Origin of the sequence: Nocardioides sp., from assembly GCF_047607365.1 — a bacterium.
Lineage (GTDB): Bacteria > Actinomycetota > Actinomycetes > Propionibacteriales > Nocardioidaceae > Nocardioides.
Window position 1 is genome coordinate 1 of record NZ_JASGDD010000129.1, and the last position, 15,124, is coordinate 15,124.

16 protein-coding genes are annotated in these 15,124 nt (G+C 72.4%); 7 read left to right on the forward strand and 9 right to left on the reverse strand.

Translation table 11 applies throughout. The features are described from left to right. Positions 1-66: 66 nt before the first annotated feature. Positions 67-999 (reverse strand): glycosyltransferase family 2 protein, encoded by a 933-nt coding sequence (locus QM572_RS10215; protein WP_415092698.1) that lies wholly within the window; start codon positions 997-999, stop codon positions 67-69. A gap of 79 nt (positions 1,000-1,078) precedes the next feature. On the opposite strand from QM572_RS10215, the gene QM572_RS10220 reads away from it, so the two are divergent. Beyond that, the gene (locus tag QM572_RS10220; RefSeq protein ID WP_415092700.1) at positions 1,079-2,221 is read left to right on the forward strand and encodes a hypothetical protein; all 1,143 of its coding nucleotides are present in this window, start codon (positions 1,079-1,081) and stop codon (positions 2,219-2,221) included. On the opposite strand, the gene QM572_RS10225 is transcribed toward QM572_RS10220, so the two are convergent. After that, positions 2,182-2,874, reverse strand: a complete 693-nt coding sequence (locus tag QM572_RS10225; protein ID WP_415092702.1) for an EcsC family protein — start codon at positions 2,872-2,874, stop codon at positions 2,182-2,184. The two genes, QM572_RS10220 and QM572_RS10225, sit on opposite strands and share 40 nt — an antisense overlap. A gap of 36 nt (positions 2,875-2,910) precedes the next feature. Here QM572_RS10225 and aat point away from each other — a divergent pair, with 36 nt between their 5' ends. Then, positions 2,911-3,579, forward strand: a complete 669-nt coding sequence (gene aat, locus QM572_RS10230) for a leucyl/phenylalanyl-tRNA--protein transferase (RefSeq protein ID WP_415092704.1) — start codon at positions 2,911-2,913, stop codon at positions 3,577-3,579. A gap of 107 nt (positions 3,580-3,686) precedes the next feature. Here aat and QM572_RS10235 read toward each other — a convergent pair whose 3' ends face one another. Together QM572_RS10235 and QM572_RS10240 are read right to left on the reverse strand one after the other, a co-directional pair. Further along, on the reverse strand, positions 3,687-4,019 hold the full coding sequence (locus QM572_RS10235; protein ID WP_415092706.1) for a rhodanese-like domain-containing protein: 333 nt from the start codon (positions 4,017-4,019) through the stop codon (positions 3,687-3,689). 97 nt (positions 4,020-4,116) lie between these two features. After that, entirely contained in the window at positions 4,117-4,974 is an 858-nt protein-coding gene (locus QM572_RS10240; protein ID WP_415092708.1) for an Fpg/Nei family DNA glycosylase, read from the reverse strand. A 48-nt stretch (positions 4,975-5,022) separates the two neighbouring features. Here QM572_RS10240 and QM572_RS10245 point away from each other — a divergent pair, with 48 nt between their 5' ends. Continuing rightward, positions 5,023-5,829 carry a glycerophosphodiester phosphodiesterase family protein gene (locus QM572_RS10245; RefSeq protein ID WP_415092710.1) on the forward strand — a complete coding sequence of 269 codons (807 nt, stop codon included), beginning with the start codon at positions 5,023-5,025 and terminating at the stop codon, positions 5,827-5,829. A gap of 193 nt (positions 5,830-6,022) precedes the next feature. Here the strand turns inward: QM572_RS10245 and QM572_RS10250 are convergent, their stop codons facing one another. Together QM572_RS10250 and QM572_RS10255 are read right to left on the reverse strand one after the other, a co-directional pair. Further along, entirely contained in the window at positions 6,023-6,952 is a 930-nt protein-coding gene (locus QM572_RS10250; RefSeq protein WP_415092712.1) for an adenylate/guanylate cyclase domain-containing protein, read from the reverse strand. 107 nt (positions 6,953-7,059) lie between these two features. Continuing rightward, the gene (locus QM572_RS10255; RefSeq protein WP_415092714.1) at positions 7,060-7,428 is read right to left on the reverse strand and encodes a Crp/Fnr family transcriptional regulator; all 369 of its coding nucleotides are present in this window, start codon (positions 7,426-7,428) and stop codon (positions 7,060-7,062) included. A 121-nt stretch (positions 7,429-7,549) separates the two neighbouring features. On the opposite strand from QM572_RS10255, the gene QM572_RS10260 reads away from it, so the two are divergent. Beyond that, positions 7,550-8,296, forward strand: coding sequence for a hypothetical protein (locus QM572_RS10260; protein WP_415092716.1), 747 nt, complete (start codon positions 7,550-7,552; stop codon positions 8,294-8,296). Between the two features lie 106 nt (positions 8,297-8,402). Next, entirely contained in the window at positions 8,403-9,137 is a 735-nt protein-coding gene (locus QM572_RS10265) for a hypothetical protein (protein WP_415092718.1), read from the forward strand. Here QM572_RS10265 and QM572_RS10270 read toward each other — a convergent pair. Together QM572_RS10270 and QM572_RS10275 are read right to left on the reverse strand one after the other, a co-directional pair. After that, entirely contained in the window at positions 9,124-9,963 is an 840-nt protein-coding gene (locus tag QM572_RS10270; protein WP_415092720.1) for a prephenate dehydratase, read from the reverse strand. The two genes, QM572_RS10265 and QM572_RS10270, sit on opposite strands and share 14 nt — an antisense overlap. A gap of 4 nt (positions 9,964-9,967) precedes the next feature. Continuing rightward, entirely contained in the window at positions 9,968-11,422 is a 1,455-nt protein-coding gene (locus QM572_RS10275; RefSeq protein ID WP_415092722.1) for a diguanylate cyclase domain-containing protein, read from the reverse strand. A gap of 121 nt (positions 11,423-11,543) precedes the next feature. Between QM572_RS10275 and QM572_RS10280 the strand changes: the two genes are divergently transcribed. Together QM572_RS10280 and QM572_RS10285 are read left to right on the forward strand one after the other, a co-directional pair. Beyond that, the gene (locus tag QM572_RS10280) at positions 11,544-12,083 is read left to right on the forward strand and encodes an RNA polymerase sigma factor (protein WP_415092724.1); all 540 of its coding nucleotides are present in this window, start codon (positions 11,544-11,546) and stop codon (positions 12,081-12,083) included. Then, positions 12,080-13,528, forward strand: coding sequence for a hypothetical protein (locus tag QM572_RS10285; protein ID WP_415092726.1), 1,449 nt, complete (start codon positions 12,080-12,082; stop codon positions 13,526-13,528). The genes QM572_RS10280 and QM572_RS10285 overlap by 4 nt, the downstream gene beginning before the upstream one ends. Before the next feature lie 14 nt (positions 13,529-13,542). On the opposite strand, the gene QM572_RS10290 is transcribed toward QM572_RS10285, so the two are convergent. Beyond that, positions 13,543-15,105 (reverse strand): YegS/Rv2252/BmrU family lipid kinase, encoded by a 1,563-nt coding sequence (locus QM572_RS10290; protein WP_415092728.1) that lies wholly within the window; start codon positions 15,103-15,105, stop codon positions 13,543-13,545. Positions 15,106-15,124 lie beyond the last annotated feature (19 nt).

Sequence of the window (15,124 nt, forward strand, 5' to 3'; positions counted from 1 at the left end):
CCCGCCCGCGCGCTCCGGGCCGGCCGGCGGCTGCTGCGCCGACCGGACCCCAGCTGACCGCGCGGGTCAGCGGCGCCGGCGCCAGGGGAGCTTGGAGAGCGCGGTGTCCTTGAGCCGGTGGGCGGCGACGACGCCGGACTCGCCGGAGAGGATGTCGCGGCGCAGGCCGTTCTCGACGTCCACGAACCGCTGGTCGATGAACTTGGTGAGATAGAGCACGAGGCCGAGACCGTGCTCGCCGGCGTACTGCCGCAGGGCGGCGTCGCGGACCAGGGCGTCGTACTTCTCGTGGGCGCCCTCCGACCCGATGACGGAGTTGCCGTCGGCGCCGCCCGCTGCGGGCCGCTGGTGCCAGAAGGCCAGCGGCGGCCCGTCGAGCCAGGTGAGCGCCCAGCGCGACATCACGCGGAGGTTGAACTCCCAGTCGCCGACGACGGCGAGGCTCTCGTCGTAGAGCCCGACCTCGTCGTGCAGGGCCCGGCGGTAGAGGAAGCCGATCGGCACGAACCGGTTGAACAGCAGCGTCGAGCCGAGCAGCGGGTCGTGCAGGTGCTCCTGGAAGACCTCGCGCCCGGTCTCGACGAACGCGATCCCGCCGTCGGGCGCCTCGGCGCGCTCCTCCCACACGATCTCGACGCGGCTCACCACGCCCGGTGCCAGCGGGTGCGCGTCGAGGTAGGCGACCGAGGTCTCCAGGAAGGCCGGCGCCCAGCTGTCGTCGTCGTCGTGCAGGACGAGGTACGTCGTGTCGCCGGCCGTGACGCCCGCGTTGGCGCTCGACCAGCGGCCCAGGGACGTCGGATGGTCGATGATCGTCACGCGGGCCCGGTTGGCGGGGTCGAGCGTCTCGACCACCTCTCGCACGCCGGCCGGGTCGCCACCGTCGTTGACGATGAAGGCCTGCCAGTCGGCGTACGTCTGTCCGGTGATGCTCCGCAGCGCCCGCTGGAGGAAGTGGGGCCGGTCCTTGGTGCGGACCACGATGCCGACGGTTGCCATGGCGGTGATCCTATGGGTCGGGCGAGAAGGGCCGAGCGCGTACATCCGGCGCACAGGTTGAGGCCCTAGGCTCGGCGTCATGGGTGCAAGGGTGCTGCTCCATGTGGGTACGCCGAAGACGGCGACGACGTTCTTCCAGGACATCCTGTTTCGGCATCGGCTGGTGCTCGCGGAGCGGGGCGTCCACTATCCCGGCGCGACCGTGGACATGCAGTTCCGGGCGTCCCTCGACCTGATCCGGCGGGAGTGGGGCGGCCTCGAGGACGAGGTGGTCGGCGACTGGGACGCGCTCGCGGCCGAGGTCCGCTCGGAGTCCGGCACCCACATCGTCAGCTGCGAGATCCTCGCGGGCGCGACCCCGGAGCAGGCCCGGCGGGCGCTCTCCTCCTTCGGCGACGCCGAGATCCACCTGGTGCTCACCGTCCGCGACCTGTTCCGCCAGATCCCGGCCGAGTGGCAGGAGACGGTCAAGCACTTCGGCACCGAGACCTACGCCGACTTCCTCGCCGCGATCCGGACGCGCAGTGGGCGCAGCGCGGACCTCTTCTGGGGCGTGCAGGACCTGTCCGGGATCCTCGAGCGGTGGGCCGGCGACCTGCCGCCGGAGCGCGTCCACCTCGTGACGCTGCCGCCGCGCGGCACCGACCCGTCGGTGCTGTGGAAGCGCCTGGAGACGGCCTTCGGGCTGGACGGGTTCGGGCTGCCGAGCGCGAGCGACCGGGCGAACGAGTCGATGGGCGCCAACGCCACCTCGTTCGTGCGCGGCCTCAACGAGCAGACGCCGGCGTTCCTGTCCAAGCCGGAGTACCGCTGGCTGGTGATGGAGTTCCTCTCCCACCGGACGCTGGCCCAGCGGAAGGGGAAGCGCAGGATCAGCGTGCCGCCGGGCGACGTCCCGTGGGTCGCCGCGCTGTCGGCGGGGTGGGTCGACCAGCTGCGCGGAGCGGGGTACGACGTCGTGGGCGAGCTCGAGGAGCTCCTCGGCGAGGCACCCGTGGACTTCGTCGACCCCGACCGGCCCGACCCCGAGCGGGTCGCCTCGATCGCCACGAACGCCACCCTCGCCCTGCTCGAGGAGGCCGGACGGCTGATGCGGGAGCGCGACGCCCTGCGAGCCGAGGTGGAGCAGCTGCGCGAGGTGGCCGGCGTGCGCAACGCCGTGCGCGGGGTGTCGCGCCGGGTCTACCGCCGGGTGCGCGGCAGCAGCTCGCGACGCGCGTAGCGCCCGACCTGGTACGTCTCCCAGCCGTCGGAGCCGGCGCCGACGAAGCCGCCGATGACCGGCGTCTTCTTGCCGATGGTGGCGGCCAGGCGCTTGCCCGCGACGCGGCTGAGCATGTCCGAGGCGACCTCGGCGGTGATGATCGGGTCGAGGCTGGGGTCGTAGCCGGGCGCCGTTGCGACCGCCATGGGCGTCGAGGGGAGCTTCTTCTTCGCGACCTTGGCGTCGACCGCCGACTCGCCCAGCATGATCATGAGCATCGCGTTGCGCACCCGCGGGTCCTTCAGGTCGTAGCCGCGCAGGTGCGCGATCGCCGCGATCAGCCGGCACTGGATCACCGCGAGGCCGGTGACGTTGGCCGGCACGCTGACGACGGCGGTCACCAGGCCGCCGAGGTTGGTGGCGAAGCCCTCCGTGCCGGCGTACGCGACGTGACGGGCGATGAGGGAGCGGATCGCCTTCTCGACGGTGTGGTGCTTGGCGAGGGCGGCGTCGGCGGCCTTGGCGGCGCCCGGCAGCGGGCCGAGGCCCGCGATGGCGCGGGTCAGGGCCTGGTTGATGAACGCGCTCGTCGCGCCCGGCGCGAACTCGACGATCTTCGGTGCGAGGGAGGTGCCGACGGCTGAGACCGTCTTCTTGGTCGCGCTCTTCACGCTCACAGCGTAGAGCCACGCCGGTAGCGTCGAGGCGTGCCGATCGAGCCGCCCTCCTCGCCGTGGATCTTCGGCGACCCCGACGACGACCGGCTCGACGACCTGGTCGCGATGGGCGCCGACCTCGCGCCCGGCACCCTGCTGGCGGCCTACCGCGGCGGGATCTTCCCGATGCCCGGCCGGCGGCGCCGGGATCCGCTGCAGTGGTTCTCCCCCGTACGCCGGGGGGTGCTGCCCCTCGACGGCCTGCGGGTCACGCGCTCCCTCGCGAAGTCGGCACGGCGCTTCGAGATCCGGGTCGACACGGCGTTCGACGAGGTCGTCGCGGCCTGCGGGGATCCGGCGCGGGACGGGGGCTGGATCGACGACCGCATCGCGACGGCGTACGGCGAGCTGCACCGGCTCGGGTGGGCGCACTCGGTCGAGGCCTGGACGCTCGACGGTCGCCTGGCCGGGGGCCTCTACGGCGTCGCGATCGGCGGGCTGTTCGCGGGGGAGTCGATGTTCCACCGCGAGCGCGACGCCTCGAAGGTCGCGCTGCTCGGGCTGGTCGAGGTCCTGCGCGCCGCGGGGAGCGCGGGCTCCCGGCTGCTCGACGTGCAGTGGCGCACCGACCACCTCGCCACCCTCGGCGTCGTCGAGATCCCGCGCTCGGAGTACCTCCGCCGCCTCGGCGACGCCCTCGCGCTGCCCGACCCCTTCTGACCCCGACTGGGGCCTCCCCTCACCGCGAGTGGGGCCTCCCCTCACCGCGAGTGGGGCCTCCCCTCACCCCGAGTGGGGGCTTGGTCCGCTTCGAGTCGGGGTCGTGCTCAGAGAACCTGCGGGATGCCGCCTGTCTCGGACACCATCGGTCGGCCCGCGGCCTCCCAGTCGAGCATGCCGCCGTCGAGGTTGACCACCTCGTAGCCGTTGGCCGCCAGCCACATCGTCGCCTGCGCGCTGCGCCCGCCGACCTTGCAGACCACGAGGATCTGGCCGTCGGGGACCTCGTTGGCCCGGACCGGAACCGACGACAGCGGGATGTGCGTCGCGCCCTCGATGTGCCCGTGCACCCACTCGACCTCCTCGCGTACGTCGAGCACGCTCAGCCCCTCGGGCAGCGGGTCGGGGAGCTGGTCGATGGTGACGGTGGGGATGCTCACGCCCCCATCGTCGCAGGTCCGGACAGCGTCGCCGTCGACCGCGGGCACTCGGCGTCACCAGGTGACTCGCACGGCCCGCGGTTGCAGCCGAGGGGCCTCACTTGAGGAACTTCGACGTTCGGCGGTCGGCGAGGGGCTTGCCGCCGGTCTGGCAGGTGGGGCAGTACTGCAGGGAGGAGTCGGCGAAGGACACCTCGCGGACGATGTCCCCGCAGCGGGGGCAGGGCTTGCCGGTCTGGCCGTGGACGGCGAGGTTCGACTTCTTCTCCCGCTTCAGCTCGCTCGCGGCGAGGCCGCTCGAGCGGGCGACGGCGGCGCGCAGCGTCGACTGGATCGCCTCGAAGAGCGCGTCGGCGTCGACGGTGTCGGACGGCTTGTAGGGCGAGAGCCGCGCCTCCCACAGGATCTCGTCGCTGTAGGCGTTGCCGATCCCCGCGATGGTGCCCTGGTGCCGCAGCACGCCCTTGATCTGCTTGCGGCCCTCGCGGGCGAGGATGGCGGCGAGCACCTCGGGGGTGAAGTCGTCGGTGAGCGGATCCGGGCCGAGACTGGCCACCCCCGGCACCTCGAGCGGGTCGCGGACGACCCACAGCGCGAGTGACTTCTTCGTCCCCGCCTCGGTGAAGTCCATGCCCTCCTCGGAGTCGATCACGACCCGTGCCGCGACCGGCGACTTCGACGACGGCTTGGGTGGGAGCGCCGGCACCGAGTCGCGCCAGTGCACCCACCCGGCGCGCGCGAGATGGGCGACCAGGTGGAGGCCACCCGCCTCGATGTCGAGGAACTTGCCATGCCGTCGTACGCCGTCGACGAAGGCGCCGGAGAGGGCGGTGAGCGGCGGGGCGAACGTCTTGAGGGCCGCGAACTGGGCCAGGTGCACCGCGGTGATCGCACGACCGTCGAGGCGGCGGCCCAGGTCGAGGGCCAGCGCCTCCACCTCGGGCAGCTCCGGCATGCGACGATCGTGCCACGACCGCCCGCGCGTTCGGCCACAATGGGCGCCATGAGACCGCAGGTGGTCGCCCATCGGGGTGCCAGCGCCGCGATCGCCGAGCACACCCTGGGGGCCTACGTCGAGGCGCTCAACGTCGGTGCGGAGGCTCTGGAGTGCGACGTCCGGCTCACCGCCGACGGGCACCTTGTGTGCGTCCACGACCGCACGCTCAAGCGGGTCGCCGGCAAGCGCGGCGTGGTCTCGACGATGGAGCTGGCCGACCTCGCCGAGCTCGACGTGGCGAAGTGGAAGAACCCCTGGACCGACCTCGCCGACGAGGAGCCCGATCGCGACGAGCGCCTCGACCGCGTGCTGACCCTGCGCACCTTGCTCGAGACGGTGCGCGACTACACGGCGGTCCACGGCCGCCGGGTCGAGTTGGCGATCGAGACGAAGCACCCGACCCGCTACGGCGGGCTGGTCGAGAAGCGGCTGGTCGAGCTGCTCCGCGAGTTCGGCTGGGACGGGCCGGACGCCCCGGTGCGGGTGATGAGCTTCAGCTTCACCGCGCTGCAGCGGATCGAGCGGCTCGCGCCCGGCACCCGGCTCGTGCAGCTGGTCGAGCACTCCCGCAACTGGTCGCTGCTGCGCAGCGCGATCGGCGCCGACTGGATCGTCGGGCCGGGGATCAAGGAGCTGCGCCAGCACCCGCGCCTCGGCGAGAGCATCCGCCGCTCCGGCCACGAGATCCACGTCTGGACGGTCAACAAGGAGCGGGACCTCGACCTCTGTCTCGACCTCGGTGTCAGCGCCGTGATCAGCGACAAGCCGGCGGCCGTCTTCGGCTGGCTCGCCGCCCGCGGCCTCCCCCTCTGACCCGTCGAGTGGGGCCTTCGGCCGGGTCGAGTGGGGCCTCCGGTCTGGTCGAGTGGGGGCTCTGGCCGGGTGGGGCTTCCCGGAGCCCCCATTCGACGCGCGCGAGCCCCCACTCGATCTGCTCAAAGGCCCCATTCGACGTGCACGAGGGCCCCACTCGACCGGCCTGGAGGCCCCACTCGGGAGGGAGGGGTCAGTGGCCGATGCGGCGGAGCGCCCACGGCTGCAGCCGTGAGTACCCCTTCACCGACGTACGCCGGAGCCGCTGCAGCGAGTAGCCGCCCGAGAGCGCGTCGGCGGCTCCGTCGTCGATCACGACGGTCCCGGGCCGGGCGACGGTGGTCAGCCGGGAGGCGACGTTGACCGTGGGGCCGAAGACGTCGCCCAGACGCGGCACCAGGCGCCCCACGGCGAGTCCCGCCCGGACACGGGGGAACGGGTCGGCGTCGTCGTCCCCCTTCTCGGTGAGCGCCAGCGCCGCCTCCGCGGCCGCGACCGGGTCGTCGCCGACGAAGAGCACGGCGTCGCCGAGGGTCTTGATGACCCGGCAGCCGTGGTCGACGACGACGCCGGTCGCGCTGGCCTCGAACTCCTCGATCCAGGCGACGAGCTCCTCCTCCGAGAGCGACCGCGACCGGGCGGTGTAGCCGACGATGTCGACGAAGCAGACCGCCATCACCCGGCCCTCACCGCTGGCGACCGACAGCACCCGGGCGGTCGCGCTGGCGAGGTGCCGTCGCCAGATGTAGGACTGCAGTGCCTCGACCCGCGGCAGGACGTCGCTCGCGAGCGCCGTCGCCTCGGTCAGCAGGTCGCCGGGCCGCTCCCGCGCGACCTCGGCCAGCAGCGCCACCTCCCACTCGGCGAGACGGGCGAACGAGCGGCCCCAGGTGCGCACCAGGGCCGCCTGCTCGTCGGTGGAGAGCACGCCGGCCTTGATCAGCGCCTTGGTGTGCTTGGTCGCCTCGACGTCGGCCGGGGTGAACGCCTTCTCGTCGGGCGCCGGCTGGGGGAACCCGAGCAGCCGCCACAGCTCGTCGGCCAGGGCGAGCGGCACCCCGGCGGCGTCGGCCGCCTGCTGACGGGTCAGGCTGGGCGCCTCACCGAGCAGCACCTGCTGCACGAGGTCCTCGATGGCGGCGAGCTCGATCCCGGGCTCGTCGCTCCCACCCGACGGGCCGGCTCCACCGGAGCCGCCGGAGCCGTCGGATCGCTCGGGCCCCTCGCCGCTCAGGAGACCCTCTCCGCGGCGACCTTCTCCAGAGCCTGGTGGAAGGTCGGCATCTCGACGTCGAGCCGGGTGAGCGCCTCGGCGGAGAGGTGGATGAGGTCGAGCGGGGTGAGCGCGACGATGGAGGCGTTGCGCAGCGCGCGATTGAGGATCGCGGCCTCGCCGACGATGTCGCCCTCGCCGAGCTGGACGATCTCCTCGCCGTCGCGGCGCACGGAGACGGTGCCCGCGAGGATGATGTAGGCCTTGTCGGCCGGCGTGTCCTCCCAGATCGGCGACCAGCCCTCGGGCAGCGAGACCCGCGTGCCGGCGGCGCTGATCTTGGCGATCTCCTGGGGTGAGAACAGGGAGAAGAACGATTCGGACACGGATCCTCCGGAGTGTGAGGCGGGTTACATCGCTTCAACGACGCAACTGTGACAGAGGTACGCCACAGCGTCGAGAGCGCGCCTGGTTTGGGAAGCCGCGCGGGCGGGCAGGGTCTGGGCCATGACGCGACTCGGCGCTCTCGCCCTCACCCTGTGCACCACGCTCTCCCTGACCGCGGCGCTCCTCGTCGCCGGCGGCCCGCAGGCGCAGGCCGCGAAGGCGTCGTACGCGCCGTGGAAGTCCTACCTCTGGCCGGCCAGCGGCACCTGCCAGTACGACGTCGTCACCCCCTCCGACCACTTCACCGAGACCAAGGAGCTCCAGCGCTCGGGCTTGGTCGTGTCGAGCACCCAGGGCACGTACGACGAGAGGTTCCGTGCCAAGAAGGACGGCTCGCTCGTCTACACCACGCGGATGCGCTTCTCCTCCTCCTTCGGTCGCTACACCTCCGCGTTCACCGCGCACTATCCGTCACCCTCGGCGCTGGCCCGTCACAAGCGCGGGTCGGCGACCGTCGTGAACAAGCTCGTCCTCACCAAGAAGGCCGCCAAGGACCCGTCGGTGCGCAAGCTCCTGAAGAAGGGCAGCAGGACCCTCGTCATCACCGGGCGCTACCGCATCACGGGCCTGGGCACGCGGGCCTTCACGGTCGGCGGCGCGTCGGTGACGGCCGTCGGGGCGAAGACCGAGCTCAAGCACGTGAAGCTGACCAACGTCCGGGCCAAGCGGAAGCGCGCCTACGCGGCCTCGGTCCGCCCGTCGCTCGCCGCGATCAGGTCCTCGGAGTGGTGGGCTCCGGGCGTCGGCGAGGTCTCCTTCGAGTACGCGGCCTACAGCTCGACCCACACGCTGGTCAGCTGCTCCTGACGGGGCCGGCGGTCCGTGTCCCCGATGTCGGTCGCGGGGACCTCCACGCGGACAGGTTTGCTCCCGATCCGGTTTCCCGGTGGTGATCGCGGGTAGGTTGGCGACCATGAAGAGACTCGGGATGCTCGCACTGACATGGTCCGTGACGCTGTCGCTCGCGACGGCGCTGCTCCTCGTGAGCAGTCCGGGGGCGCAGGCCGCCAAGGCGGGGACAGGCTCGTGGGGCTCCTACCTCTGGCCGACCACGGAGACGTGCACCTACACCGGCGAGAGCTCCGGCAGCACCAGCACCGACATCGTGCGCTCCGGGTCGAAGGCCACGCTCGTCAGCCTCGGCTACCCCTCGACGTACAAGATCGCGGGCAGCTCGCTCCGCTACACCCACGTGTCGTCGTGGGGGAGCACCGACATCGCCATTCGCGAGGCCTTCGCGGCGCGCTATCCGTCGCCGACCTCCCTGGCGCACCGCGCCCACGGGTCCGCCACGTGGGTGACGACCTTCCGCTACTCGAAGAAGGCGGCGAAGAGCGAGGGTAAGAAGTACCTCACGAGTGGCCGGAAGATCACCATCACGGGCCGCTACCGGATCGTCGGCCTCGGGACCCGCACGATCTCGGTGGGGGGTCAGAACGTGAAGGCCGTCGGCGCCAAGACGGTGCTGACCAGCGTCAAGGTCGCGCACGCCAAGGCCAAGTGGAAGCGCCGGATCGCCAACCAGTTCCGGCCTCTGTACAAGATCCACAACACCACGGAGTGGTGGGCGCCCGGCCTGGGCCAGGTGTCGCTGACCCTCCGAGCCGTCGAGGGCTCGCCGACCCGGACGCTGGTCAGCTGCTCCTGAACGGGTCGGCGGGGTAGACGCCGAGCACCTTCACCTCGGTGGTGAAGAAGGTCAGCTCCTCCAGCGCCCGGGCCAGGCCGAGGTCGTCGGGATGCCCGTCGACCTCGGCGAGGAACTGGGTGGCGGCGAACTCCCCGCCGACCATGTAGCTCTCCAGCTTGGTCATGTTGATGCCGTTCGTCGCGAAGCCGCCGAGCGCCTTGTAGAGCGCCGCCGGGAGGTTGCGCACGTTGAAGATGAAGCTCGTGACCGTCGGCCCGCTGCCCTGCGCCGGGACGACCGGATCGGGCGCGAGCACGACGAACCGCGTCGTGTTGTGGTCCTCGTCCTCGACGTCGGTCGCGAGGACGTCGAGCCCGTAGATGTCGGCGGCCATCGGCGGCGCGATCGCGCCCATCGTCGGGTCGCCCGCCTCCTTGACCTCGCGCGCGGCGCCCGCGGTGTCGCCGGAGATCACCGGTGTGAAGCCGTGCTCGCGGATGAGGTTGCGGCACTGGCCGAGGGCGTGGACGTGGGAGTGCACGGTCTTGATGTCGTCGATCGCCGTGCCCGGCAGGCCCATCAGGTGGAAGCGGATCCGCAGGAAGTGCTCGGCGACGATGTGCAGGCCGCTGGTGGGCAGGAAGTGGTGGATGTCCGCCACCCGTCCCGCGAGCGAGTTGTCGATCGGGATCATCGCGAGCTGGCAGTCGCCGGACTCGACCGCGGCGAAGACGTCCTCGAAGGAGGCACAGGGCACGGCCTCGGCCTCGGGGTAGTGCTCTGCGCACACGATGTGCGAGTTGGCCCCAGGCTCCCCCTGGTAGGCGATGCGCGTCACGGTCACCGGCTCATCCTAGTGAGCGCCGGCTGCCTCGCTTGTCGACGTACATCGCCTCGTCGGCGGCATGCAGGGTCTTCCGGAGCTCGGCCCGGTTGGACGCGGTGGACGTGCCGATCGCGAAGTCGAGGGCGGGTTCGCCGTAGTGCAGGTTGTTGAGCTCGATCAGCTCCCGCACCCGGCCGACCACCCGTTGCGCGCCGGCCTCGTCGGTCGCGGGCAGGAGCAGCGCGAACTCGTCGCCGCCGATCCGAGCGGCGCACTGGCCCGCCTCGGTGTCGACCGCCTTCGCGAGCACCTCCCCCGCGCGGCGGAGCAGGCCGTCGCCGGCCGCGTGCCCGGCCTCGTCGTTGACCGCCTTGAGGCCGTTGAGGTCCAGGGCCGCCACGGACACCGGCCACGGCCCGCGCCCGGCCAGGCGGACGATCTCGTCGTTGAAGAACGCCCGATTGCTCAGCGCGGTGAGGGTGTCGTGGGTGCCGAGATACTCCAGGTAGGTCTCGGCGCGCTTGCGGGCCGAGATGTCGATCATCGAGCACAGCGTCATGCTCCAGTCGTCCTCGTGCCCCGGGAACACGGAGAGCTGGTAGTGCACGTCGATCCGCTCGCCCGGGATCGAGTAGACGACCAGCTCGCGCTGCAGGTGGAGGCGGCCGTGCCACATCTCGCCGATCATCTCGACGAAGCTGCGCCGGCTCTCCTCGCGGAGCACGGTGGCGACGTTGGCGCGGAGGTGGTCGCGGTCCCGCGCGCCGAAGAGCGCGAGCGTCTGCTGGTTGGCCTCCGTGATGCGTACGCCGGCCATGCACTCGGCCGCGAGCTCGGGACGCGTCCGCGCGAGGGTCACGAAGTCGTCCACGCCCTCGGCCCGCAGCCGGTCGAAGATCTGCTTGACGCCGCTGAAGTCCTGGACCAGCAGCGAGACCGGCGAGTGGTCGAAGAGGCCGCGTGCGTACTGCTCGCTCTCCTCCAGGGCCTGCTGCGCCTTGACCCGGTCCGTGATGTCCTCGACCGCGACCATGACCCGGCTCCAGGTCTCCTCGTGGCCGGGCAGCACGGTCACCTTGACCTCGACGTCGAGCCGCTTGCCGCCGAGGGTGTAGTTGACCGAGCGGGTGGTGAACTCGCGGCGCCCCTCCCAGCAGGCCACGACCTCGTCGAGGTGGGCCTCGAACATGTCCCCGCGGAAGACCGAGTCGAGGTTGTCCACCAGGTCGTCGAGGTCGCGGGCGCCGAGCATCTCGAGCGTGCAGCGGTTGACCGCCAGGACCCGGAGGCGCCGGGTGCTCTCGGCCAGGAGGTCGATCCGGCCGTCGAGGTGGGCGCGCAGATCGGTGACGCCGTCCGCCCGCCACTCGGTCAGGAGGTCGACGAGGCCGGAGAAGTCCTCGAGCCACAGCGCCACCGGCGCCAACTCGAACATGTCGGCCGCCGTCGTCGCGGCCGCCTCTCCCAGCACTGTCACCGCCTCAGCGTACGAGAGAACGCCGCCCGGCGGAGTTACCTTCGTGTGACGGAGCAACCTTCGCGGATCTCGCGCGTCTTGCTAGGTGAGAGGGCCGCCCTGGTCCGACGAGGAGGCGCAGATGGGGATCCCGCGAGCGGATCTGGCCGAGATCTACGCGTTGCACCGGCTCAGCCTGGTGCGGCTCGCGGTCCTGCTCGTCGACGACCGGGAGCTGGCGGAGGACGTCGTGCAGGACGCCGTCACCGCCGCGCTCGGCCGCGCCGGCGCGCTGCGGGAGCCCCAGGCGGCGGTGGCCTATCTGAGGACGGCGGTGGTCAACGGCTCGCGCTCGGCATTGCGGCGACGTCGTACGGCGAGGGCCTATGTGCCACCCACGCCGACTCCGGTCCCCGGCGCGGACGATGCCGTCCTCGTCGCCGACGAGCACCGTGAGGTGCTGGCGGCGCTCGCCGGGCTGGCGCCGCGACAGCGCGAGGTGCTGGTGCTGCGCTACTGGTCCGGCCTCACGGAGGCCGACATCGCCGAGACCCTCGGCCTGTCCCGCGGCGCGGTGAAGTCCACGGCCAGCCGCGGGCTCGCCGCGCTCGGCCGCGCGCTGGCCGCCCACGACCCCCACGATGACGCGCAGGACACGCAGGACACGGAGGCCCGGTCATGACCACCGACACCTCGCTCGAAGAGCGGCTGCGGGCCGCCCTGGCCGCCCGCGCCGACGGTGTCCGGGCGGGCGACCTCCGGCCCTTCCTCCTCCCCGCGGCGCTACCGCGTCGGCGGGTCCGCTGGTGGGGAGCCGGCCTCGCCGGCCTCGCCGCGCTCGCCGTGGTGGCTGTCGTCGGGATCGGCCACGGGGATCGCGACCGCGGCGACGACATCTCGCCCGCCCCCGCGCCGACCACCGGGGTCCCGCTGGCCGGGGGCATGGATCTGGACGGCGACGGCATCGACGACACCATCGACCTCCGACCGAGCGGCACGCTGACCGTCCATCTCTCGAAGGCCGGCGACGTCAACGGCCCCGCCGGCGTCACGCAGGCGATGTGCTGCGCCGAGATCCCCTCCGACGACGGCTCGATGCCCGTCTTCGTCACGCTGGAGCCGCCCGGATCGTCGAACGCGGCACGGCCGACGACGGCGCAGGAGGTGGCCTCCCGGCTCGGCGACGACGCCCTGCTCGCCACCATCTGGCAGTGGAGGGACGGCGCGCTCCGTCAGGTGTGGGGGCAGGTGCAGCCGGGCTGGGACAGCGCCTCGACCCTGCCCGTCCTCGGCTCGGGCACCCGGCAGAGGATCTGGATCGACGGCTCCTTCGACCTCCTGGTCGGGTCGCTCGGCGACGCCGGCGCGTCTCCGCAGCGGCTGAGCACCCTCCGGGTCGTGGCACGTCCGAGTGCCGGGGGATTCGAGCTCTCCGGCGAGGCGACCGACGACTACTGCCTCGGCACCTCCGTCGACGTCGACCCCGAGCCCTGCGGGTCCCGCGCCGAGGCCGCGCCCGACCTCGGCTCGACCGAGGGCCTCGAGAAGCTCTTCCCCGCCGACCCGGGGATGGAGGATCCGGTCGGAGTCGGCGGCGGCGCCGACCTCCAGGACGCGAGCTACTCGGTCGCCCTCCTCGGCGGCGGGGACGAGGTGCGCCTCCACGTGACCTCCGGGAGCCAGGGCGTCGGACCCACCGAGGCGGAGGTGCGGGTCGGCACCCAGCAGCCGGACGACGGCTCCACGTGGAGCGTGCTGCCCGTCGACGTCCAAGGGCCCCACGGCGCCGTCGGGTTCGTCGTGAAGCGGGACTGCTGCGACCACACCGAGTGGACCGTGTGGGCGCTGGTGGACGACGCGCTGGTCGAGGCGACGCGGGCCGCGGGATCCCCTCCTCTCGGGAGCGGCGTCGAGGCGGACGGCACCTCGGAGCAGACGTGGATCGGGGCCGACCACCAGCTCTACACCCGCTACCGGGCCGGCGCCGACACCTCGGAGGGCGCGCCCCAGCGGACGATCCGCTGGAAGCTCGGCGGCGGTGCGACGCCGACGCTGACGCCGGTCGAGCTGGGCGACCTCTGCTACGCCACGGCGGGGACGCAGGAGTACGTCGGGAGATGCGCCTGACGGCGTACGGACCACTAGCGCGGGACGCGGACCAGGAGCCGGCCGTGGATGTTGCGCATGGTGAGCTCGCGGCCCGGGCCGACGGAGTCGCCGTCGAGCTGGCGCGGGGTCTCGCGATCGGCGCGGATCACGACCTCGCGGCCGGTGAACCGGTTGATCGTGTCGTCGATGTGTGGCCGCTTGGTGAGGATGCGGAAGGCCAGGGGCAGCCACGACAGGAACCGCTGCGGGTGCAGCAGCACGACGTCGAGCAGCCCGTCGTCGATGGCGGCGTCGGGGATGAGCGGCATGCCGCCGGTGAGCGTGCCGACGTTCCCGACGACGATGGTCCGCGCGCGGTGCTTGGTGAACTCGCCCCCGTCGATGGAGATCTCGACCTTGACCGCCGGGAACATCAGCGCCTTGAGGCCGGAGAGCACGTAGGCGAACCAGCCGATCCTCGCCTTGATCGCCTCGTTGGCGCCCTCCATGATCGCGGCGTCGAAGCCCATCCCGGCCATGACGAGGAAGTGCGACGGCTCCATGTTGTCGCCGCTGACCTCGACCATGTCGATGGCGTGGTCCTGGCCGTTGAACGCGGTGTCGATCGCCGAGCGCAGGTAGAGCGGGAGCGAGAGGTTGCGGGCCAGCAGGTTGCCGGTGCCGGCGGGGATCACGCCGACGGGGATGCCGGTCCCGGCGAGCTCAGCGCAGACCTCCCGGACGGTGCCGTCGCCGCCGCAGACCAGCACGAGCGACGCGCCGTCGATGGCGGCCTGGGCGGCCTGGCCGGTGCCCGAGTCCTCGACCGTGGTGAGGTAGTAGCGCGGCTCCTCCCATCCGCTCGCCGCCGCGATCTCGGCGGCCATGGCCTGGAAGGCGCCGACCGAGTCGACCTTGATCGGGTTGAGCACCACCGCGCACTGCCGTGCCTCGTGGTGCTGCGGCGCGGGCAGCGCGAGCGGCTGGGGCGGCACGGTGAGCCGCGGGACGGGGGAGTACGCCGCCAGCGCGACCAGCACGATCCCGGCGCCGATCAGGGCCCCGGCGGCGACGTCGGTCGGGTAGTGCCGCCCGAGCGCCAGCCGGTCGAGCGCCACGACGAGGATCCCGGCGAGGCACGCGCCGACCAGCAGGCGGCGCTGGCTGCGCTTGCGCAGGAAGACGAGGGTGAGCACGACGGCGGTGCCGAGGAAGGCGGTCGCGTGCAGCACGTGCCCGCTCGGGAACGAGGTGGCGTGCACGTACGCGTGGGCCGGGTCCTGCCAGGCCGGGCGGGGCCGGTCCGTGAGGCTCTTCACGACGGGGGAGGCGATCGCCGCGGTCACGTTGACGATGGCGGCGTAGGCGGCCGGGCGGCGGTACCCCTTCGCCAGGAGGCTGACGATCAGCGCCAGGTTGTAGACCACCATCGGCCAGGTCTCGAAGGCCTCCTCGACCGCGCGGGCGAGGCCGTGCCAGAAGCCGCCGTGGGCGACCATGCCCGAGAGCGACCCGTCGAGGCCGTCGGTGGCTCCGGTGTCGACGAGCACCCAGAGCAGCAGGGCGAGACCGAGGGACGCCGCCCCCGCGAGGAGGATCTGGAGGCGGACCGGCACCCGAGAAGGATACGGGTGG

Excerpts from the sequence above, each read along its gene's own strand:
- QM572_RS10215 (WP_415092698.1), bottom strand. The coding sequence starts at position 999 with ATGGCAACCGTCGGCATCGTGGTCCGCACCAAGGACCGGCCCCACTTC.
- QM572_RS10220 (WP_415092700.1), top strand. The coding sequence starts at position 1,079 with ATGGGTGCAAGGGTGCTGCTCCATGTGGGTACGCCGAAGACGGCGACG.
- QM572_RS10240 (WP_415092708.1), bottom strand. The coding sequence starts at position 4,974 with ATGCCGGAGCTGCCCGAGGTGGAGGCGCTGGCCCTCGACCTGGGCCGC.
- QM572_RS10245 (WP_415092710.1), top strand. The coding sequence starts at position 5,023 with ATGAGACCGCAGGTGGTCGCCCATCGGGGTGCCAGCGCCGCGATCGCC.
- QM572_RS10260 (WP_415092716.1), top strand. The coding sequence starts at position 7,550 with ATGACGCGACTCGGCGCTCTCGCCCTCACCCTGTGCACCACGCTCTCC.
- QM572_RS10265 (WP_415092718.1), top strand. The coding sequence starts at position 8,403 with ATGAAGAGACTCGGGATGCTCGCACTGACATGGTCCGTGACGCTGTCG.
- QM572_RS10280 (WP_415092724.1), top strand. The coding sequence starts at position 11,544 with ATGGGGATCCCGCGAGCGGATCTGGCCGAGATCTACGCGTTGCACCGG.
- QM572_RS10285 (WP_415092726.1), top strand. The coding sequence starts at position 12,080 with ATGACCACCGACACCTCGCTCGAAGAGCGGCTGCGGGCCGCCCTGGCC.